This window comes from Microbacterium sp. KNMS (assembly GCF_053851835.1).
This window is the reverse complement of record NZ_JBSQBP010000023.1, coordinates 32,655-51,944: the sequence shown is the minus strand read 5'-3', so window position 1 is coordinate 51,944 and position 19,290 is coordinate 32,655. Positions and strand designations below refer to the sequence as shown.

Sequence of the window (19,290 nt, the reverse complement as noted above, 5' to 3'; positions counted from 1 at the left end):
GGCCGCGCGCTCAGCTGAGCGACGGGATCACCTTCTGCTCGAACAGCTCGACGCCCGACCGGTCGTAGGCGGCCTCGGGGAAGTAGTGGATCGCGTAGGCCAGTCCCTGGTCGCCGAGCGCGGCGAGGCGCTCGGTCACCTGCTCGACCGTGCCCACCGCGACCGCTCCCCGGTACTCGCCGATGAAGCCATCCGTCGCGTCGCCGAGATGCGGCCGGACGCGCGCCTCGATCGCCGCGAGGCGCTCCTCGACCTCGGACTCGGTCTCGCCGATGACCGTGTTGTAGTTCGCCGACCGGACGATCTCGGCGAAGTCGCGGCCGATGGCGTCGCAGTGCTCGCGAAGCACGGCGCTCTTGTGGGCGAACGCGTCGGGCGCGCCGGCGAAGTTCGTGTACTGCGCGTACTCCGCGGCGATCTTCAGGGTGACCTTCTCGCCGCCGCCCGAGATCCAGAACGGGATGCCGGGGCGCTGGATGGGCCGGGGCTCGACGATCGCGCCGTCGACCTGGTAGAAGCGGCCGTCGAGGGTCGCCTCCCCCGTCTCCCACGCCTGCTTCATGATCTCGACACCCTCGCGGAGCATCCGGAGTCGATCGCCGATCTTCGGGAATCCGTACCCGTACGCGCGCCACTCGTGCTCGTACCATCCGCCGCCGATGCCCATCTCGACGCGCCCGCGCGAGACATGGTCGACTGTCGCGGCGACCTTCGCGAGGTATGCGGGGTTGCGATAGCCCATGCACGTGCACATCTGCCCGAGGCGGACGCGGCTCGTCGACGCCGCGAACGCCGACATGAGGGTCCACGCCTCGTGAGTAGCCTCGCGCGACGGCACCGGCGTCGTGTGGAAGTGGTCGTAGACCCACAGCGACTCCCACGGACCGGCGTCCGCGGCCTGCGCGAGCGACAGCATCGCGCTCCACTGCTCAGCCGGATCGATGCCGACGAGGTCGTGACGCCAGCCCTGGGGTATGAAGGTTCCGAAGCGCATGCCGCCAGGGTACCCGCCTTCCCGCGCGCGACATCCGCATGTCATCGGGCCCCCGTAAGGTGTCCCCCGTCGCCACCGCGACGCCCTCTCCCCTCTCCCGAACCAGGAAGGCACTCATGCGCAGGATCATCGCCGCGCCCGCCGCCGCCCTGCTCGTCCTGCTGCCGGCGGCACCCGCCGCATCGGCCGCTCCGGACGACGCAGAGCGGCGCATCCCGCTCACGCTCATGGCCACGACCGACGTGCACGGACACGTCGTGGACTGGGACTACTTCCAGAACGCGCCGTTCCCCGCCGACGACGCACTCGGGCTCACCCGGGTCGCCACCGCCGTCGATCAGGTGCGCGCGGAGAAGGGCGCCGAGTCGGTCGTCGTCCTCGACAACGGCGATGCGATCCAGGGCACTCCCCTCACCTACTACTACGGGATGGGCGACGGAGCGCCGTCCGTGCTGTCGGGCGAGCTCGAGCACCCCATGGCGACGGCGTTCGACGCGATCGGCTACGACGCGCAGGTCGTCGGCAACCACGAGTACAACTACGGTCTCGACCTCCTCGCCGCCTACGAGCAGGGCCTCGACGCTCCGCTTCTCGGCGCGAACGTCATCGACGTCGCGACCGGCGAGCCCTATCACGAGCCCTACACGCTCATCGATCGCGAGATCGACGGCGAGACCGTCACGATCGGCGTGCTGGGGGTCGTGACCCCCGGCGTTCGGGTGTGGGACAAGGCGATCGTCGACGGCGTGCTGGAGTTCCGCGACGTCGTCGAGACCGCGGCGGAGTGGGTGCCCGTGGTCGAGGAGCAGGCCGATGTGGTCGTCGTGCTCGCGCACACGGGCAAGGGCACTACTGCCGACGCGGACTACGACCCGGCTCTGCTCGAGGAGGACGCCGCCCGCAACATCGCGACCCAGGTGCCGGGCATCGACGTCGTCGTGGCCGGCCACAGTCATCAGGACGAGCCGGAGGAGGTCGTCGAGAACGCCGCGGGCGAGAAGGTGCTCATCACCCAGCCGGAGTACTGGGCGCGCAGCGCGAGCCAGGTCGACCTGACGCTCGTCGCCGACGGCGACGGCTTCCGCGTCGACTGGTCGGATGGCCACGCCCCGGTCGTCGTGCCGCACTACGGCCGAGAGGGGATCGGCGAGAGCGCCGGGCTCGCCGAGGCGGTTCAGCGCGCGCACGACACCACGGTGTCGTACGTCAACACCCCGGTCGCGACGTCGACCGAGGAGCTGCGCACCGAGACGTCGCGCTACGAGGACACCCCGATCATCGACTTCATCAGCGAGGTTCAGGCCGAGACCGTCGCGAACGCGCTCGACACGACGGAGTACGCCGACCTGCCGGTGCTCTCCCAGGCGTCGCCGTTCTCGCGGACGGCGCGCTTCCCGCAGGGCGAGGTCACCATCCGCGATCTCGCAGGCCTCTACATCTACGAGAACACGCTTCTCGGCGTCGTGCTCACGGGCGCGCAGGTGCAGGACTACCTCGAGCACTCCGCGCGCTACTTCGTCCAGACGGAGGAGGGCGCCGAGTTCGATCCCGAGAACGGCACGAACGCCCGCTACGAGGATGCCCCTGAGGGCATCCCCGACTACGCGTACGACGTGCTCACCGGGCTCGACTACACGATCGACATCTCGCAGCCGGTCGGCGAGCGCATCACGGGGCTCCGTCACCCCGACGGCACCCCCGTGTCCGATGACGAGCAGTTCGTGCTCGCCGTCAACAACTACCGGCAGAGCGGCGGCTCGGGCTACCCGCACGTCGCGGAGGCGCCCGTCGTCTACGACGAGCGCCTCGAGATCCGGCAGCTGCTCGTGGACTGGGCGCAGTCGCGCGGCGTGATCGACCCGGCCGACTTCTTCACCGAGAACTGGTCCCTGACCACCTCGCCCGTCGAGGAGGCGCCATCGCCGGCGCCCACCCCGGAGCCGACTGCGGAGCCGACTGCCGCTCCCTCGCCGGAGCCCACTGCCGAGCCGACCGCGGCGCCCTCGCCCGCGCCCACCTCAGCGCCCTCGCCCGAGGCCGACGAGGATGCTCCGCTTGCGCCGACGGGCGGCTCGACGGTCATCGGCACCGTCGTCGCCGGCGTCCTCGTGATCGCAGCGGGGGCCGTGGTCCTCGCGGCGCGCCGGCGCCGAGCCTGAGGAGGGGCGGCGGGGGCGGCATGTGTCCCCCGCCGCCCTGCACAGGGGGGCAGGCGCTACCTGCGGAGAACGACGCGCGCGTCGGGGATGCGGTCTCCCATGATCCGGATGGCGTCGGGGTTGTCGTCGATGAGCACCGCGTCACGGCCGAGCGCTGCGGCGACCGCTCCGGTCGTCCCGCTGCCCGCGAACATGTCGAGGACGCGATCCCCCGGGCGCGAGGAGGCCTGGATGATGCGGCGCAGGATGCCCTCGGGCTTCTGCGTCGCGTATCCGGTCCGCTCCGCCCCGCTCGTCGGCACGATCGTGTGCCACCAGACATCCGTCGGCAGCTTGCCGCGACGCGCCTTCTCGCGCGTGACGAGTCCGGGGGCCATGTACGGCTCGCGGTCGACGGCCTCGGAATCGAACCAGTAGCGGTCGGGGTCCTTGACGTAGACGAGGATCGTGTCGTGCTTCGTCGGCCATCGGCGGCGCGACTTCGCCCCGTAGTCGTATGCCCAGATGAGCTCGTTGAGGAATGCGTCGCGCCCGAAGACCGCGTCGAGCATCACCTTGGCGTAGTGCGCCTCGCGGTAGTCGAGATGCAGGTAGAGCGTGCCGTCGTCGGCGAGGAGCCGCCAGGCCTCCTCGATCCGCGGCATGAGGAAGCCCCAGTAGTCGTCGAACCGGTCGTCGAAGGTGCGCAGCGCACCCCGCACGCGCTCGTAGCTGCGGCCGTGGAAGCCCGTGTGCGTCGCCGCGCGGACCTCGGCCTCGTGCGCGTCGATCGCCGCGATGTCGGCGCCGTCCGGGCTCCCGAAGAGCGCGCCGTCCTCGAGGACGGGCTCGGGGGCATCCGCCGCCGCCTCGGGCTCGTCGGGCACGTGGATCGAGAAGCCGCGGCGGCTCTCGTCGGTCTCGCGGCCGCGCCCCGTGTTGAACGGCGGGTCGAGGTACGCGATGGTGAAGGCACCGTCGGGCAGCCGTGCCGCGACGTCGAGGTTGTCGCCGTAGTGGATCGCGACCGCGCCGCGGCCCGGTGTGAGGGCGGCGAGCGGTGCGTCGTCGAGGATGTCCTGGCTCACGGGACGCGGTGGAGCCACGCGTCGGTCGCGAACTTGGTGCGCACGAGCTCCTCGGCCTCTGCGAGCTCGTCAGGCGCCACGTGCCCGCGCTCGGCGCCGGTGAACGCCTGGAACGACGCCATGAAGCGGTCGATGATCTCGCGGCGCGACATGCCCGTCTGACTGCGGATCGGGTCGACGCGCTTCGCGGCCGACGCCGTGCCCTTGTCGCTGAGCTTCTCGCGCCCGATCCGCAGGACCTCGGTCATGACCTGGCCATCGATGTCGTACGAGAGCGTCGCGTGGTGGAGGACCCCGCCGTTCGCGAGCCGCTTCTGCGCCGCCCCGCCGATCTTGCCCGAGGGGCTCGCGATGTCGTTGAGCGGCTGGTAGGTCGCCTCGATGCCGAGCCCGCGCAGCGCCTGCAGCACCCAGTCGTCGAGGAAGGCGTACGAGTCGGCGAACGTGAGGCCCGCCACGAGCGATGCCGGCACGTAGAGCGAGTAGGTGATGATCTGCCCGGCGCCCATGAGCATGGCGCCGCCGCCCGAGATGCGGCGGACGACCTGGAAGCCGTGGCGTGCGGCGCCCTCGGGGTCGACCTCGTTGCGGTACGACTGGAACGAGCCGATCACGACCGCCGACTCGTCCCACTCCCAGATGCGGAGCGTCGGCTTGCGGCGACCGTCGCCCACGCGCCCCGTGAGCACCTCGTCGAGCGCGAGGTTGACGAGCGGCGAGACGGCGGGGTCGTCGATGATCTCCCACTCGAAGTCGGTCCAGGTCGACGCCGTCACGAGCGCGCGGCGCACGGCCGTGCCGACGGCCTCCGGCGTGAACCCGAGCATCTGGACGCCCTCGGGGAGGCGCGCGCGGATGGCCGCGGCGATCGCCGGGACGTCGGCAGTGTCGGGCATGCCGATCAGCGCGCGGTTGATGTCGTCGAGCGCCGTGTCGGGCTCGAGGAAGAAGTCGCCCGCCAGGTGGAAGGAGCTGATCCTCCCGGCCTCGACCTCGAGGTCGACGACCACGAGCTTTCCACCGGGGACCTTGTACTCGCCGTGCACGCGTCCAGCCTACGTCGTCGCGTCGAGACGACGCCGAGAGAGCGAGCGCTCTCTCGCACGCTACGACCGCGCCGGCACGCGCGCGTCGAGCCAGGCGAGGATGTCGGCGCGCACGCGCCCCTGCACGGGCTCGTTGAGGATCTCGTGCCGCCCGTCGTAGACGAGCGTCGTCACATCCGTCAGCCCGGCGCGCTCCCGATACGCCTGCGCGAGCTTGTGCACGCCGCGCGGACCGCCGACCGTGTCGTCGCGCCCGACGAGGAGGAGCACGGGGACGTCGGCCCCCGCCCGCTCGCGGAGGTCGCGGCGGGGGCGCCCGTAGATCCGGGCGGCCTCGACCACGCCGAACAGCTTGACGAGCGGCACGTTGACCGTGAGCGGATCGTCGAGGAACGCCTTCTGCACGGCCGGGTCGGTCGAGAGCCACTCGACGCCGGTCGCGCCCGGCGCCTTCCACGGCGCGTTGAGGTCGCCCGGGTTCAGGGCGCCCGGCCACCGCAGCGACGAGCCGACGAGGACGACCGCGTCGTACGCCTCGGGGTGGGCGTCGAAGAGGATCTGCGCGAGGAAGGATCCCCACGAGTGGCCGAGGAGCACGAGCGGGAGGCCCGGGCGCTCGTCGCGGATCCGCCGCGACAGCTGCCAGACGGCGTCGACCGCCGCGCGGTGCCCGCCGATGCCGAGGCGACCGAGCTTCGCCGCGTCACCGTGCTGGCGCATGCCCGTGCGGCCGTGACCGCGATGGTCGTCGGCGTAGACCGCGAAGCCGGCCCCGGTCAGCGCCTCGGCGAGCGCGGCATAGCGCCCCGCGTGCTCCCCGACGCCGTGGAGCACCTGGACGACACCGCGGGGCCGCCCCTCCGGCTCGTAGACGTCGTACACGATGGCGACGCCGTGCGCGTCGACGAACTCGGGCATGCGTCGATCGTACACACCCCTTTATTTAGCAAAGCTAATGAGCTATGCTAATGGTTGACATGGCTAAACAATCCGCATCGACGAAGCTCTCCTCCGACGCCTCCGAGATCCGGGCCGCCGTCTTCCGCCTCTCCCGGCGGCTCAAGCAGCAGCGCGCCGTCTCGGACATGACCGACGGGCAGTTCGCCGTGCTCGTCGCTCTCAAGGTGCACGGGCCGCACACGCTGTCCGCGCTCGCCGAGCGCGAGGGCATCACCGCGCCATCCATGAACCGGACGGTCAACTGCCTCGAGGAGCTCGGCCACCTCAGCCGCACCGAGAACGGCGATGACCGGCGCAAGGTCGACATCCAGATCACCGAGAGCGGGCGTCGCGTCGTCGAGGAGACCGCGCGGCGACGCGACGAGTGGCTCTCGAAGGTGCTCGCCGACCTGTCACCCGAAGACCGCCAGACGCTCCGCAGCGCGGCGGCGATCATCATGCGGGAGGTCGAGCGATGAACGCGATGTTCCGCTCGTTCGCCTCATTCAACTACCGCATCTGGTTCCTCGGGGCCCTCATCTCCAACGTCGGCGGATGGATGCAGTCGACGGCACAGGACTGGGTCGTCCTGACCGAGCTCACCGACAACGACGCGACGGCCATGGGCGTCACGATGGCGCTCCAATTCGGCCCGCCGCTCGTGCTCGTGAGCGTGACCGGCTGGGTCGCCGATCGCTTCGACCGGCGACGTCTTCTCATGGTCACGCAGGGCGTGCTCCTGCTCCTCGCGCTCGGGGTCGGCGCGCTCCTCCTCGCCGGCGTGATGACCCTGCCGCTCATGCTGCTCTTCGCGCTGGCCTTCGGCGTCGCGAACGCCTTCGACAGCCCCGCGCGGCAGGCGTTCGTGTCGGACGTCGTCGAGCGCCGGTACGCGGCCAACGCCGTGGCGCTGAACTCGGCGTCATTCAACATGGCGCGCCTCATCGGCCCGGCCGTGGGCGGTCTGCTCATCGTCGCGGTCGGGAGCGGATGGGTGTTCTTCGTGAACGCCGCCACCTTCCTCGCCATGATCGTGGCGCTCATGCTCATGCGCCGCGACGAGCTCGTGCCGCGCGTGCGCAGCCAGGGCGCGGCGCGCGTCGCCGACGGCTTCCGCTACGTCTCCCGTCGCCCCGACCTCATCGTCGCGTTCGTCATGGTGTTCCTCGTGGGCGCGTTCGGCATGAACTTCCCGATCTTCGCGTCGACCATGGCGATCGAGTTCGGGCACGGTGCGGACGGCTACGGGCTGCTGAGCTCGGTGCTCGCGATCGGCTCGCTCACGGGCGCACTGCTCGCCGCCCGACGCGAGCGCGCCCGGCTGCGCGTCGTCATGATCGCAGCGGGCGGCTTCGGCGTCGCGTCGCTCGTGTCGGCGGCGATGCCGAGCTACTGGACGTATGCCGCCGCCCTCGTCTTCGTCGGCTTCGGCACGGTGACGATGCTCACCACCGCGAACGGCTACGTGCAGACGAACTCCGACCCGGCCCTGCGCGGCCGCGTGCTCGCCCTCTACATGGCGGTCATCATGGGATCGACCCCGATCGGCGCGCCGATCGCGGGGTGGGTCGCCGACGCGTTCGGCCCTCGCGCCGCCATCATCCTCGGCGGCACGGCCGGCGTGCTCGCGAGCCTGATCGGGCTCACGTGGGTCATCTGGTCGGGGCGCCTGCACCGCGATGCCGACCGCCGCCTCGGCGTCTCCCTCGACGAGACCCGGCCGCTCGACATCATCACGAAGGCCAATCCGACCGTCGCGCCGGAGGAGTTCAGCGACCAGGTGGCCCAGACCACGGCCATCCGCATCGACGACGAGGACGAGGACGAGGACGAGCGGATGGCGCGACGCGGCCGCTGAGGCTCGACGGCTAGCATGAAAGCGCTTGCCCGCCATCGAGAGAGGCCCCGCCCATGAGCTCCACGACCCGCGTCTGCTTCCGTCTCCGGGTGAAGCCCGAGATGCTCGACGAGTACATCGCGCGCCACAGCCCGGTGTGGCCGGAGATGCTCGAGGAGATCGCCGCAGCCGGGCGGCGGAACTACTCGATCTTCCACCTGGGCGGCGGGGAGCTCATCGGGTTCTACGAGACCGACGATGACGCCGCCGCGCAGGCCTACCTCGCGGAGTCGGAGGTCGCGGCGCGCTGGGAGGAGTCGATGGCACCCTTCTTCGTGTCGCTCGACGGCCGCGCCGACCAGGCGGCCGAGACGTTCCCCGAGGTGTTCCACCTCGAGTCGCAGCTCGCCGACGCCCGCGGCGCCTAGCAGCGACGACGAAGCCCTCCTGCGCCGGTCGGCGCAGGAGGGCTTCGTGTTGCGGGAGCTCAGACGAGCGACTTCGCGGGAGCGCCGTAGCGCTCCTCCTCGATCTCCTCGAGCGTCTTGCCGCGCGTCTCGGGCGCCCAGATCGCGCCGACGAGCAGGGCGACCGCGAGGATGGCGATGAGCAGCGCGCCGAGTCCGTGCAGGCCCATCGTGGTCAGCCAGACCGGGAAGCCGTAGCTCAGGATGCCCACCATGATGCGAGCGGCGAAGAACAGCACGCCCTGCGCCGACGCGCGGTAGCGGGTCGAGAACAGCTCGGCGGTCCAGAGGCCGTAGAACGCTTGCGCGCCGATGCCCGAGGCGAAGCCCCACAGCACCGCGAACGCGAGCATCGTGACGGCGGAGGCCGGCAGGTAGACGAGCACCACCCATCCGGCGATCCCCATGACCGCGCCGATCACATAGAGCAGGCGACGGGAGACGCGGTCGGCGAAGCGCATGAACCCGAAGTAGGTGCCGAGCACGGTGAAGAGCCACAGCAGCGACTGCAGGAAGAACTGCTGCTGCGCGTTGGTGAGGCCCGCCGCGTCGTAGACACGCGGCATGAAGATGCCGGCCTGGCCCGCGACGGTGTTCCAGAAACCGTAGACGCCGATGAGGAACAGCAGCGCCGTGAGGTTCTGCTTGCGCCCGAAGAGCGCCTTGAGCCCCTTGCCGCCGATCGCGTTGGCGGAGGCGTCGTCGCGCGAGGCCTTCCAGCGCTTCGACTCGGAGAGCCCCTGTCGCACCCACCACGTGACGAAGGCGACGACGAAGAGGTGCACGAAGATGATGCGCGAGCCGAGCAGTCCGAGCGGTTCCAGCAGAGCAGCGAGCAGGAAGCCGATCATCGGGCCCACCGACCAGGCGAGCTGCGCCGTGCCGACGTGGGCCGCGCGCTTGTCGGCGGGCGCCTCCTCGGCGATGTAGGTCCATGAGGCGGGCACGCCCGCGCCGACGGCGATGCCCGTGATGACGAACGCCGCGAGCAGCATCCACTCGTTCACGGCGAATGCCGCGATGAGCACGCCGACCATGTAGACCATGAGGTCGTAGGTGTAGATGAACTTGCGCCCGAACCGGTCGCACAGCGGCCCGCCGATGATCGCTCCGATCGCCGCGCCGAACGCGTTCGCGCTGAGCGCGGCGAGGAGGCCCGCGAAGCCGTCGGTGAACCCGAACTGCGCCTGCCAGAATCCGAGGCTCGTCGCGATCGCGATGATCGAGCCCGCTTCGATGTAGTTGGACATCGCGACCGAGATGGTGGCCTTCCACCCCGTGGTCGATTTCGCTCCGATGCGTGCCATGTGAGTCGTCTCTTCCTTGAATCCGTTCGACGTCGTCCGCGTCCTCGCGCTCCGATGTGACCGCTCTCATAAAACGATTCAACGACGCCGAGTCGGTACCTTACGCGGCGCGCGGACCATCCGCAAGCCGCCGGACGACAGAAGCCCTCCGACCCCTGTCGGGGCGGAGGGCTTCCGGAGGAACGGGGGTCAGCCGGCGAGATCCGCCAGCACGACCTGGAGCTGCTCGAGCGCCCAGTCGATCTCGGTCGCGCGGATGACGAGCGGCGGGGCGATCCGGATGGTCTGCCCGTGGGTGTCCTTGACGAGCACGCCGCGCGCCATGAGCGCCTCCGACACCTGACGCCCCGTGCCGATGGACGGGTCGATGTCGACACCGGCCCAGAGCCCGGCGACGCGGATCTCGGTGACGCCCTGCCCCACGAGCGCCTCGAGCTTCTCCCGCAGGTGCGCACCGAGCAGCTGCGCGCGCTTCTGGAACTCGCCGGTCGCGAGCAGCTCGACGACGCGAAGCGCCACGGCCGCAGACAGCGGATTGCCGCCGAACGTGGACCCGTGCTCACCCGGGCGGATGACGCCCAGCACGTCGGCATCCGCGACGACAGCCGACACGGGCAGGATGCCGCCGCCGAGTGCCTTGCCGAGCAGGTAGACGTCGGGGACCACGCCCTCGCGATCGCACGCGAACGTCTCGCCCACGCGGCCGAGCCCCGACTGGATCTCGTCCGCGATGAAGAGCACGTTGCGCTCGCGCGTGACCTCGCGCACCCGTCGGAGGTAGCCATCCGGCGGGATCACGACGCCCGCCTCGCCCTGGATCGGCTCGATGAGCACGGCTGCCGTGTCGTCGTCGATCGCCGCGGCGAGCGCGTCGGCGTCGCCGTAGGGCACGGCCACGAATCCGGCCGGGAACGGCCCGAAGTCGTCGTGCGCCTCGGGGTCGTCGCTGAAGCCCACGATCGTCGTCGTGCGGCCGTGGAAGTTGCCGTGTGCGACCACGATCTTCGCGCGGTCGTCGGCGATGCCCTTCACCCGGTAGCCCCACGCCCGCGCCACCTTGATGCCGGTCTCGACGGCCTCGGCGCCGGTGTTCATGGGGAGGACGAGGTCCTTGCCGCACAGCTCGGCGAGTGCCGTCGCGAACGGCTCGAGGCGGTCGTTGTCGAACGCGCGGCTCGTCAGCGTGATCCGCCCCAGCTGCTCCGTCGCGGCCGCGACGAGGTCGGGGTGCCGGTGGCCGAAGTTGAGGGCCGAGTACCCCGCGAGCATGTCGAGGTACCGCTTGCCCTCGACATCCGTCACCCACGCGCCCTCGCCGCCCGCGATGACGACGGGAAGGGGGTGGTAGTTGTGCGCGACGTGGCTCGTCGCGGCCTCGGCCGTGGTCACTTCGCGCCCCGCAGCTCGAGCGTGCAGCACTTGATGCCGCCGCCGCCGAGCAGGAGCTCGGACAGGTCGATGAGCACCGGGTTGTACCCGCGCTCGCGCAGCTGTGCCTCGAAGCCCTTCGCGCGCGGCGAGATGAAGACGTTGTACCCGTCGCTGGCGGAGTTCAGGCCGAAGACGGCGCCGTCCTCATCCGAGACCTGGATCGCGTCGGGGAACCGCTCCTCGAGGATCGCGCGGCTGCGCTCGTCGAATGCGCCGGGGAGATAGGCGATGTTCGCGGGCCCGGTCGTCTCGTCCTCGACCGGGTCGAGCACGCTGAGCGCCGTGTCGAGGTGATAGAACCGAGGGTCGACGAGGTTGAGGCTGATCACCTCTCGGCCGAACACGCGGGCCACCTCGGCGTGGCTGTCGCCCGTCGACCGGAAGCCCGTACCCGCCAGGATGACGTCGCCCGCGAGGAGGAAGTCGCCTTCGCCCTCGTTGACCTCCTCGGGCACGACCGTCTCGAAGCCGTTCGCGCGGAACCAGTCGATGAACGCGGGCGCCTCGCCCTGGCGCTCGACATAGCGGAAGCTCGGCCCGTACGCGATGCCGTCGATGACGAAGCCGCCGTTCGCCGTGTAGACCATGTCGGGGTAGTCGGCGAGGGGCTCGATGAGCTCGACCTCGTGCCCCAGCTCGCGGTAGGTGTCGTAGAGCACCTGCCACTGGGCGACCGCCCGCGCGGTGTCGGTCGGCCGCGTCGGCTCCATCCACGGGTTGATCGAGTACGACACGGTGAAGTGCTCGGGGCGGCACATCAGATAGCGCCGCTTGTGCTGAGTGCGAGTCGGCGCCTCGGTGGGCGCGGGAGACGCGACGGACATATTTCGCTCCTCGTCGTGGCAACGGGTGGCGGACGCTGTCCAGAGGCCCGGCGGAGCTGGAAGCCGCGATCCGGGCACGCCGAGGTCATTCTTCCACGGCAATCCCGAGTCGTCGGTGAGAACGCGGCGTCAGGGCACCACGACGATCTTGCCGAAGGCGTGCCTGCTGTGAGCGCCCGCTGCCGGTGAACGCTCCCGGATTCGGACCGGTGGGGCTGGTGTGAGCTCCTGGGGCCGACACGCGCACACGCGCCCCACCGATCCGAATGCGGACACGCCTGCGCGACCCCCGGCACGCCTGCGCGACTCGGGACACGCCAGCGCGACGCCGGACACGCGACCGCGCCCCGCGTCGGAGACGATCAGCCCCCGCGCCGCGCTGAGCGTCAGATCACGTCGGAGAAGCGGTCGTCGGGATTGCCGAAGCGGTGCGCCGTGATCGAGATCGACTGCTCGCGCAGGAACGGCAGCAGCTCGAGGCGTCCGGCCGTGGTGACCTCTCCCGCATAGACCGCGAGATCGGGATCGCCCTCGACGCGTGCGGCGAGCGCTCGATGCAGACGCTCGACGCTCTCGCGCGATCCGACGAGGCGCGCGCGGGACGGCCGCTCGCGTCGGATACCGAGGATGTCCTCCGAGGTCGGCACCGCCGCATCGTCGGCCTCCTCGTCGGAGACGTCTCGATCCTCACCGCCCTCGAGGGCCTCGTCGGCGGGCGCGGCTCCGGCCATCCGCTCGATCCACTCCGCGTCGCTCTCGACGAAGACCGGCACGTCGAGCTCGCCGAGCGCACGGCGCACGGCCGCCGGGAGCCCCGACGGCACGCTGAGGGAGAACCAGTCGGCGGCTCGGACGCCCGCGATCACGACCCGCAGCACGGCCTGCCACGGAGCGTCGGCGGTCGCGCGGATCGCGACAGAGGCCGCACGGTAGCGGAAGAGGTTGCGCTCGATTCCGAGCCGCGAGACGTCCTTGACGCGGCCGAACTCGCGGTCCCACGCGATCGCGTCGGACAGCGCGCCGCGCCGCAGCCACTCGAACTCGTCGTACGACAGCGAGGGCTGCGCGGCCTCGATGAGCGCGGCGATGCGCGTGTCGAGCCCGCGCAGGTGCAGCGACTGCGACGACGGGCCTCCGCTCGTCGCGCGCCACGATCCGAGGCCGACGAGGTAGTTCGGCCCGCCGGCCTTGGCGCCCGCTCCGACCGACGAGCGCTTCCAGCCGCCGAACGGCTGCCGCTGCACGATCGCGCCCGTGATGCCGCGGTTGACGTAGAGGTTCCCGGCCTGCACGGTCTCGAGCCACTGCTCGAGGTCGTCGGGGTCGAGCGTGTGCAGACCGGCGGTGAGACCGTAGTCGACGGCGTTCTGCAGCTCGATCGCCTGCTCGAGGCTTGCGGCGTGCATGATCCCGAGCACGGGCCCGAAGAACTCCTCGCGGTGGAAGCGCGAATCGGGCCGCACGCCGATCCGGATGCCCGGTGTCCAGTAGCGGGCATCAGCGTCCTCGAGACGGCGCGGCTTGAGGAGCCACGACTCTCCCTCCTCGAGCTCCGTGAGCGCCCACGCGAGCTTGCCCTGCGGCTCCTCGATCACCGGCCCCATCTCGGAGAGCGGGTCGTGCGGCGGTCCGACGCGCAGCGACCGGGTGGCGTCGACGAGCTGCCGCGCGAAGCGCCGGGAGCGGCCGACCGGCCCGACGAGGATCGCGAGCGATGCGGCAGAGCACTTCTGCCCGGCGTGGCCGAACGCGCTGCGCACGACATCGGCCGCAGCGAGGTCGAGATCCGCCGACGGCGCCACGACGATCGCGTTCTTGCCGCTCGTCTCGGCGAGGATCGGCAGATCGGGGCGCCACGACCGGAAGAGCCGCGCCGTGTCCCACGAGCCCGTGAGGATCACGCGCTCGACGGCGGGATGCGAGACGAGGCGCTGCCCGAGCTCTGGCTCGTCGAGCGCGACGAGGGCGAGCGCGTCTCGGGGCACGCCCGCGTCCCAGAGCGCCTCGGCGACGACCGCCGCGCAGCGCCGCGACAGGTGCGCGGGCTTGAAGACGACGCCCGAGCCCGCGGCGAGCGCGGCGAGCACGCCGCCTGACGGGATGGCGATGGGGAAGTTCCAGGGCGGTGCCACGACCGTGACCGCCGACGGCTGGAAGACGGCCCCGGCCACGCGGTCGAGCTCGCCTGCGTTCGCGGCGTAGTAGTTCGCGAAGTCGACGGCCTCGCTCACCTCGGTGTCGGCCTCGGCGAGCACCTTGCCGGTCTCCGACGCGGCGACCTCGATGAGCTCGGCCCGCCGCGCCTCGAGCGCCCGGGCGGCACGGCGCAGCACGGCGGCGCGCTCGGCCGCGGGGCGCGCGCCCCACTCCCTGCCCGCCGTGCGCACCCGCTCGACGATCTCGTCGAGCGCGGCGGCGTTCGCGACGTGCGACGTCGCGACGGTGTCGGCTCCTGCCCGCGAGTCGGGAATGCGGGCGAGGATCTCCCGCGCCCATTCCCGGTTCGCGACCAGGGCGGGATCGGTGTCCGGGGTGTTCCGGAACCCCGGCGCGCCTGCCGCCACCGCGCTCTCCTTTCGCGCGAAGACGGCGGTCTCGACCCAGTCGTCCTCGAAGCCTGCGGCCGACGCGGATTCGCCGGCCGCGATGTCGAGCACGACCTGCGTGAGCTGGCCATCGCCATCCGACGCCGCGTCGCCCGAGCCGCCATCGAGGTCCGCGTCGTCGGCCCGCCGTTGCGCACGGCGCGGCCCGCGCGCGAGAGACGCGTCGTCGGCTCGGCGCACGGCGCCCGCGAAGCGGTTCTCCTCGCGCGCGAAGAGCGTCTCGTCCTCGTGCAGCGAGAAGGCGGCCGACAGGAAGTTCTCGCTCGATGCGTTCTCCTCGAGACGCCGCACGAGGTAGCTCACGGCGACGTCGAACTCGTCGGGGTGCACGACGGGGACGTAGAGGAGCACGCGCCCGACCTCGCGCGAGACCGCCTTCATCTGGCCCTCGGCCATCCCGAGGAGCATCTCGAACTCGATCGCATCGCGCACCGAGCGCTCCCCCGCGAGCAGCCACGCGTAGGCGATGTCGAAGAGGTTGTGGCCGGCTACCCCGATGCGGACGGCCCGCGTGCGCTCGAGCGAGAAGGCCGCCCGCAGGCAGCGGATGTAGTTGGCGTCGGTGTCGAGCTTGGTGTCGTACGGCGCCTGCTCCCACCCGTGCAGAGTCGCGTCCACCCGCTCCATCGCCAGGTTCGCGCCCTTGACGAGCCGGATCTTGATGGGCGCGCCGTCGCCCTCGACGCGCTCGGTCGCCCAGTCCGTCAGGCGGTCGAGCGCCGGCAGCGCGTCGGGCAGGTACGTCTGCAGCACGATCCCGGCGTGGTAGCCGTGCAGTCTCGGGTCGTCGAGCACGCGCTGGAAGACCGCGATGGTGAGATCGAGGTCGCGGTACTCCTCCATATCGAGGTTGAGGAACGTGCCGTTCTTCGCCGCGGAGAGGTAGAGGGGCAGGAGCCGCTCGGCGACGAGCTCCACGGTCTCATCGAACGCCCACATCGAGAGGCGGCTCGCGATCGCGGACACCTTGACCGACACGTAGTCCACGTCGGGGCGGCGGACGAGATCGTGGATGCCCTCGAGGCGACGCCGCGCCTCCTTCTCGCCCAGCACGGCCTCGCCGAGGAGATTGAGGTTGAGCCGCGCACCCTTCTCGCGGAGCTTCTCGATCGCCGGCCCGAGCTTCTCCGGCCGCGCGTCGACGATGAGGTGCCCGACCATCCGCCGCAGAGCGGCGCGGGCCGCCGGGACGACCGCGATCGGGGCGACAGGAGCGAGGACGCCGCCCGCCTGCACGGCGCGGCGGAGGTACCAGGGCAGGAACCGCGGGGCCTTCGGCGCGATGCGGGCGAGCTGCGACGCCGCTGCCGAGAGGCTCTCGGGGCGCATGACCCCGTCGACGAAGCCGAGCGTGAAGGGCAGGCCGTTCGGATCCTGCAGCACGCCGGCGAGCCGCTTCGCGGCCGGATCGACCTCCGCCTCAGCCGCCTCGTGGACCCAGCGCCGCGCGAGCGCGACGGAGCGCTCGACCAGTTCGTCCGTGCCCTCGGATGGTGTCTGCTCGGCCATGCGCTCAGCCTACGAGCGCGATCCCCGCGGCGGCGGGCATGGATGATGTGGGTCTGCTGAGTCGTATGCTCTGCGTCATGGAGGAGGCGGAGGGCGCGCGGCCGACGGAGGCCGCCGCGTCGGAGTCGGCGGCGACCGCCGTGAACGCGGCCGCGCTCAGCGGCGGAGGAGCACCCGCCCTCGGCGCGTGGGCGCGGAACCTCATCGACCGGATCCCCACAGGGTGGAGCGCCACCATCCTCACCGGGCTCGCGCTCGGCGCCACGGCCATGTTCGGCGGTCTCGAGGACGCGCCCGTGCCCCCGCCCACGATCGTCTCGGTCGCCGCGGGCGAGGACCACGTGAACGACGCCCTGCGGATCACGGTGCAGCGCGCGATCGTCATCGACGAGCTGTCCGGGTCGGGGAGCAACCCCGACGACGACTCCGACGACCGCGTGTTCGCCCTGGTCGTCGACGTCGAGAGCCGGTGGGACCGGCCCCTCTACGCGACGACGACCCTGCAGTCGAGCGTGCTCGCGCCGCACACGGAGCTCGACGAGTTCGACCGGGACGCCGAGATGAGCGTCGTGCGCCTGGAGGACGAGACGTCGGGCGTCGTGCTGCAGCCGCATGTGCCCGAGACCCTGGTGCTGTCCTGGGTCGTCCCGGGTGATCGCTATGCCGACGGCGAGCCCGTGGAGATCGCCCTCCGCGACCCCGAGCTCTTCGTCTACACGACCTTCGAGCACGAGGACGAGTGGACGGACTTCGCCGAAGCCGCGACCGTCTCCCTCACCGTCGAGGACCTCGGAAGCGGGGCATCGTGATCCGGCGCGCAGCCGCCCTCCGCTGGGGCGCCGGCCTCGCCCTCGTCGGCGCGGCCTGGGGCGTCATGCAGCTCACCCCCGACGACGACGTCATGCGCGAGCCGTTCCGCACCTGGGCATCGGTCGGCGAGCACGTCGAGACCCGCACGCTCGCGGGCGCCGTCACGGACGCACGGCTCGGCGAGCGCATCTCGGACGAGAGCGGATGGCGGGACACGGGGATGTGGCTGGTCCTCGACCTGGAGATCGCCGCCATGGAGACCGACGCCGACCGCTCCCTCGAGCACGTGCGGCTGACCCTCGACGACGGCACGGTGTACACGGCGAGCGAGCGCCCGGAGGACTCCCTCTATCGCGCCCCCACCCACGTCGGGCTTCCGCGCACCGGCAGCGTCGCCTTCGAGCTGCCGCTGGAAGCCGCCGACGAGCGGGCCCGCATCGACATCGGCACCGAGCTCGAGCCGTGGGTCGACGCACTGATCTCCCTCGACCTCGACCTCGGCTCCCTCGAGGTGCGGCCGTCGGTCGAGCTCCTGCCCCTCGGATGGAGCGGCTGAGATGCAGAGGTCCTGGCTGCGACGCAACGCCCTCGCCCTGACGGCGCTCGGCGTGCTCCTCGTCGGCGCGATCGCCGGCATCGGCGGCCCCGCGTGGTGGTCGCGACACGAGACGATGCCGGTCTTCCCGCACACGGTCGCCGCCGGCGAGACCGGCGCGTTCGGCGGCGCCACCTGGCGCGTGCGCAGCGTGGAGGACGTCTCGACGGAGGTCACGTCGCCGCTGCCTCCCGGCGGGCGGGCGATCACGGTCACCGTCGAGGTGTCGCCCTCGGACGACGAACTCGCCTGCAGCATCATCCGCCTCAGCGAGATCGGCGGCTCGCACCGGCAGTGGAATGCGAACCCGCCCGACCTCGACGTGCCCTACGACCCGGAGGTCGACGCGTTCTGCGACGCGTCCGACGGGGATTTCCTACTCGGCTTGAGCTTCCTCGTCCCTCGCCAGGTCGACGGCGCCCTTGCTCTCGACATCCCGGTCCAGGGCGAGACCCCGGCGTTCGTCCGTCTCGAGCTGCCCCGCTGACAGCACGACGCGATCGAGGGTCGCGTCATAGGCGGACGCGACGAGCGCGAGCCGCAGCGGCTCGACGATCAGCGGCATGACCAGGAGGATCAGCCGATCGAAGACGCCCCAAAACGTCGCGAGATCGTGCGGGCCGACGAGGCGCGTGATCGCGTAGAGGAGGACGGGCTCGAGCAGGAGCGTCACGCTGTACAGCAGGATGAACCCGCCGATGAGAACGGGCCCGCCTCGGAGCATCAGCCGGATCGCGCCGTAGATGGGCGCGACGCGCGACGCGGCCATCCCGCCGAGGTCGTTCAGCCGTCGCTGCGCGGACGCGGGCAGGCGCGACAGGCGCGTGCGCGCCGCCCGGATGACGCGGTGATCGAGCTCGAGCCCGCGCGCGCTGATCGCGACGCCGTAGACGACGCCCGCGATCGCGAGCCACGCCAGCGGCAGGGAGACGACCTCGACGAGCTGCGTGACCAGCCACCAGAGTGCTTCCCACGCCCACGCGACGGGAGCCGCCGCGCGGGCGATGGCGTCGCCGACGCCCTCGGCCCAGGCCGTCGCGGCACGGCTCTCGACCCAGTCGCGGACGGGCGCGGAGAAGGACTGGATGATGAAGCCGACGCAGAAGGTCCACACGAGCTCGAAGACCACGGCGACGGCCGCCGTCCACTCGGGCAGCCGGTCGCGGAACCTCGTCCAGAGAGCGCGTCCCGTGAACGCGGCCACGATGAGCACGATCGTCAGCGCGCTCACCTCGACCTCGACGATCCGCGAGAGGTCGGCGCCGCTGTCTCCCCAGCCGAGGTCCGTCGCGTAGAGCTCGCCCGCGCGCCGAGCCCAGTCCAGCCGGTCCTCCTCGAGATAGCCGGCCGCCACGTAGAACGCGATGAACGGGATCATCGCCGCGATCAGGGCGTCGATGAAGAAGTCGCGCCGCTCTCGGCGATCGACGGGAGTCGGCGCGACCTGCTGCAGCGCGGCCATCCCGTCCCGCATCACGAGGAGCATCGCGACGAGCGCGACGAGCCGGAACAGCACGCCGAGCGCGAGGAGCATGAGCCCGCCGATGCCCGAGTAGAGCCCCACGTAGGCGGCGGCCTCGACCGCGAGGTGGCGCCCGAGCTGCCCGAAGAGGAACCACGCCAGCAGCGCAGGCCAGTGCGCGAGCAGCAGCCTCCCCATGGTCCCGAGCATCCGGAGCATGCGTTCACGGTACTGCCC

16 protein-coding genes are annotated in these 19,290 nt (G+C 71.3%); 7 read left to right on the top strand and 9 right to left on the bottom strand.

Annotation, left to right across the window (positions count from 1 at the left end):
- Positions 1-10 precede the first annotated feature (10 nt).
- Positions 11-994 (bottom strand): LLM class F420-dependent oxidoreductase, encoded by a 984-nt coding sequence (locus ACWXWW_RS13970; RefSeq protein WP_455970400.1) that lies wholly within the window; start codon positions 992-994, stop codon positions 11-13.
- A 116-nt stretch (positions 995-1,110) separates the two neighbouring features.
- Here ACWXWW_RS13970 and ACWXWW_RS13965 point away from each other — a divergent pair, with 116 nt between their 5' ends.
- On the top strand, positions 1,111-3,153 hold the full coding sequence (locus tag ACWXWW_RS13965; protein WP_455970398.1) for a 5'-nucleotidase C-terminal domain-containing protein: 2,043 nt from the start codon (positions 1,111-1,113) through the stop codon (positions 3,151-3,153).
- A gap of 56 nt (positions 3,154-3,209) precedes the next feature.
- Here the strand turns inward: ACWXWW_RS13965 and ACWXWW_RS13960 are convergent, their stop codons facing one another.
- The 3 genes from ACWXWW_RS13960 to ACWXWW_RS13950 are packed head-to-tail and all read right to left on the bottom strand — an operon-like array spanning position 3,210 to position 6,184.
- On the bottom strand, positions 3,210-4,220 hold the full coding sequence (locus tag ACWXWW_RS13960; protein WP_324013887.1) for a DNA-methyltransferase: 1,011 nt from the start codon (positions 4,218-4,220) through the stop codon (positions 3,210-3,212).
- Positions 4,217-5,266, bottom strand: coding sequence for a lipoyl protein ligase domain-containing protein (locus ACWXWW_RS13955; protein ID WP_324013884.1), 1,050 nt, complete (start codon positions 5,264-5,266; stop codon positions 4,217-4,219). The genes ACWXWW_RS13960 and ACWXWW_RS13955 overlap by 4 nt, the downstream gene beginning before the upstream one ends.
- Before the next feature lie 60 nt (positions 5,267-5,326).
- Positions 5,327-6,184 carry an alpha/beta fold hydrolase gene (locus ACWXWW_RS13950; RefSeq protein ID WP_455970396.1) on the bottom strand — a complete coding sequence of 286 codons (858 nt, stop codon included), beginning with the start codon at positions 6,182-6,184 and terminating at the stop codon, positions 5,327-5,329.
- Positions 6,185-6,243: 59 nt separating this feature from the next.
- Between ACWXWW_RS13950 and ACWXWW_RS13945 the strand changes: the two genes are divergently transcribed.
- Genes ACWXWW_RS13945 through ACWXWW_RS13935 form a run of 3 tightly spaced genes read left to right on the top strand, consistent with a single transcriptional unit; the run spans position 6,244 to position 8,470 of the window.
- Positions 6,244-6,684 (top strand): MarR family winged helix-turn-helix transcriptional regulator, encoded by a 441-nt coding sequence (locus ACWXWW_RS13945; protein WP_271174323.1) that lies wholly within the window; start codon positions 6,244-6,246, stop codon positions 6,682-6,684.
- A 5-nt stretch (positions 6,685-6,689) separates the two neighbouring features.
- Positions 6,690-8,063 (top strand): MFS transporter, encoded by a 1,374-nt coding sequence (locus ACWXWW_RS13940; protein ID WP_455970431.1) that lies wholly within the window; start codon positions 6,690-6,692, stop codon positions 8,061-8,063.
- Positions 8,064-8,116: 53 nt separating this feature from the next.
- On the top strand, positions 8,117-8,470 hold the full coding sequence (locus ACWXWW_RS13935) for an L-rhamnose mutarotase (RefSeq protein WP_282980080.1): 354 nt from the start codon (positions 8,117-8,119) through the stop codon (positions 8,468-8,470).
- A 59-nt stretch (positions 8,471-8,529) separates the two neighbouring features.
- Here ACWXWW_RS13935 and ACWXWW_RS13930 read toward each other — a convergent pair whose 3' ends face one another.
- The 4 genes from ACWXWW_RS13930 to ACWXWW_RS13915 form a co-directional block, all read right to left on the bottom strand.
- Positions 8,530-9,816 (bottom strand): MFS transporter, encoded by a 1,287-nt coding sequence (locus ACWXWW_RS13930; RefSeq protein ID WP_455970394.1) that lies wholly within the window; start codon positions 9,814-9,816, stop codon positions 8,530-8,532.
- Positions 9,817-10,005: 189 nt separating this feature from the next.
- Positions 10,006-11,205, bottom strand: coding sequence for an ornithine--oxo-acid transaminase (gene rocD, locus ACWXWW_RS13925; RefSeq protein WP_455970392.1), 1,200 nt, complete (start codon positions 11,203-11,205; stop codon positions 10,006-10,008).
- Positions 11,202-12,071, bottom strand: coding sequence for a dimethylargininase (ddaH, locus tag ACWXWW_RS13920; protein WP_282980086.1), 870 nt, complete (start codon positions 12,069-12,071; stop codon positions 11,202-11,204). The genes rocD and ddaH overlap by 4 nt, the downstream gene beginning before the upstream one ends.
- Before the next feature lie 386 nt (positions 12,072-12,457).
- On the bottom strand, positions 12,458-16,186 hold the full coding sequence (locus tag ACWXWW_RS13915) for a proline dehydrogenase family protein (RefSeq protein WP_455970390.1): 3,729 nt from the start codon (positions 16,184-16,186) through the stop codon (positions 12,458-12,460).
- A 77-nt stretch (positions 16,187-16,263) separates the two neighbouring features.
- On the opposite strand from ACWXWW_RS13915, the gene ACWXWW_RS13910 reads away from it, so the two are divergent.
- The 3 genes from ACWXWW_RS13910 to ACWXWW_RS13900 are packed head-to-tail and all read left to right on the top strand — an operon-like array spanning position 16,264 to position 18,078.
- Positions 16,264-16,995: a hypothetical protein gene (locus tag ACWXWW_RS13910; protein WP_455970388.1), complete on the top strand. Its 732-nt coding sequence runs from the start codon at positions 16,264-16,266 to the stop codon at positions 16,993-16,995.
- The gene (locus tag ACWXWW_RS13905; protein WP_421076029.1) at positions 16,992-17,552 is read left to right on the top strand and encodes a hypothetical protein; all 561 of its coding nucleotides are present in this window, start codon (positions 16,992-16,994) and stop codon (positions 17,550-17,552) included. Before ACWXWW_RS13910 ends, ACWXWW_RS13905 begins: the two co-directional genes overlap by 4 nt.
- Before the next feature lies 1 nt (position 17,553).
- Positions 17,554-18,078 carry a hypothetical protein gene (locus tag ACWXWW_RS13900; protein ID WP_421076028.1) on the top strand — a complete coding sequence of 175 codons (525 nt, stop codon included), beginning with the start codon at positions 17,554-17,556 and terminating at the stop codon, positions 18,076-18,078.
- Here ACWXWW_RS13900 and ACWXWW_RS13895 read toward each other — a convergent pair.
- Entirely contained in the window at positions 17,968-19,272 is a 1,305-nt protein-coding gene (locus tag ACWXWW_RS13895) for a hypothetical protein (RefSeq protein WP_455970386.1), read from the bottom strand. The genes ACWXWW_RS13900 and ACWXWW_RS13895 overlap by 111 nt on opposite strands.
- Between the last annotated feature and the right edge of the window lie 18 nt (positions 19,273-19,290).

Bases quoted from the DNA above. Each gene is read 5' to 3' on its own strand.
- ACWXWW_RS13950 (WP_455970396.1), bottom strand. From the start codon at position 6,184: ATGCCCGAGTTCGTCGACGCGCACGGCGTCGCCATCGTGTACGACGTC.
- ddaH (WP_282980086.1), bottom strand. From the start codon at position 12,071: ATGTCCGTCGCGTCTCCCGCGCCCACCGAGGCGCCGACTCGCACTCAG.
- ACWXWW_RS13930 (WP_455970394.1), bottom strand. From the start codon at position 9,816: ATGGCACGCATCGGAGCGAAATCGACCACGGGGTGGAAGGCCACCATC.
- ACWXWW_RS13895 (WP_455970386.1), bottom strand. From the start codon at position 19,272: ATGCTCCGGATGCTCGGGACCATGGGGAGGCTGCTGCTCGCGCACTGG.
- ACWXWW_RS13915 (WP_455970390.1), bottom strand. From the start codon at position 16,186: ATGGCCGAGCAGACACCATCCGAGGGCACGGACGAACTGGTCGAGCGC.
- ACWXWW_RS13940 (WP_455970431.1), top strand. From the start codon at position 6,690: ATGTTCCGCTCGTTCGCCTCATTCAACTACCGCATCTGGTTCCTCGGG.
- ACWXWW_RS13945 (WP_271174323.1), top strand. From the start codon at position 6,244: ATGGCTAAACAATCCGCATCGACGAAGCTCTCCTCCGACGCCTCCGAG.
- ACWXWW_RS13970 (WP_455970400.1), bottom strand. From the start codon at position 994: ATGCGCTTCGGAACCTTCATACCCCAGGGCTGGCGTCACGACCTCGTC.
- ACWXWW_RS13910 (WP_455970388.1), top strand. From the start codon at position 16,264: ATGGAGGAGGCGGAGGGCGCGCGGCCGACGGAGGCCGCCGCGTCGGAG.
- ACWXWW_RS13900 (WP_421076028.1), top strand. From the start codon at position 17,554: ATGCAGAGGTCCTGGCTGCGACGCAACGCCCTCGCCCTGACGGCGCTC.
- ACWXWW_RS13935 (WP_282980080.1), top strand. From the start codon at position 8,117: ATGAGCTCCACGACCCGCGTCTGCTTCCGTCTCCGGGTGAAGCCCGAG.
- ACWXWW_RS13965 (WP_455970398.1), top strand. From the start codon at position 1,111: ATGCGCAGGATCATCGCCGCGCCCGCCGCCGCCCTGCTCGTCCTGCTG.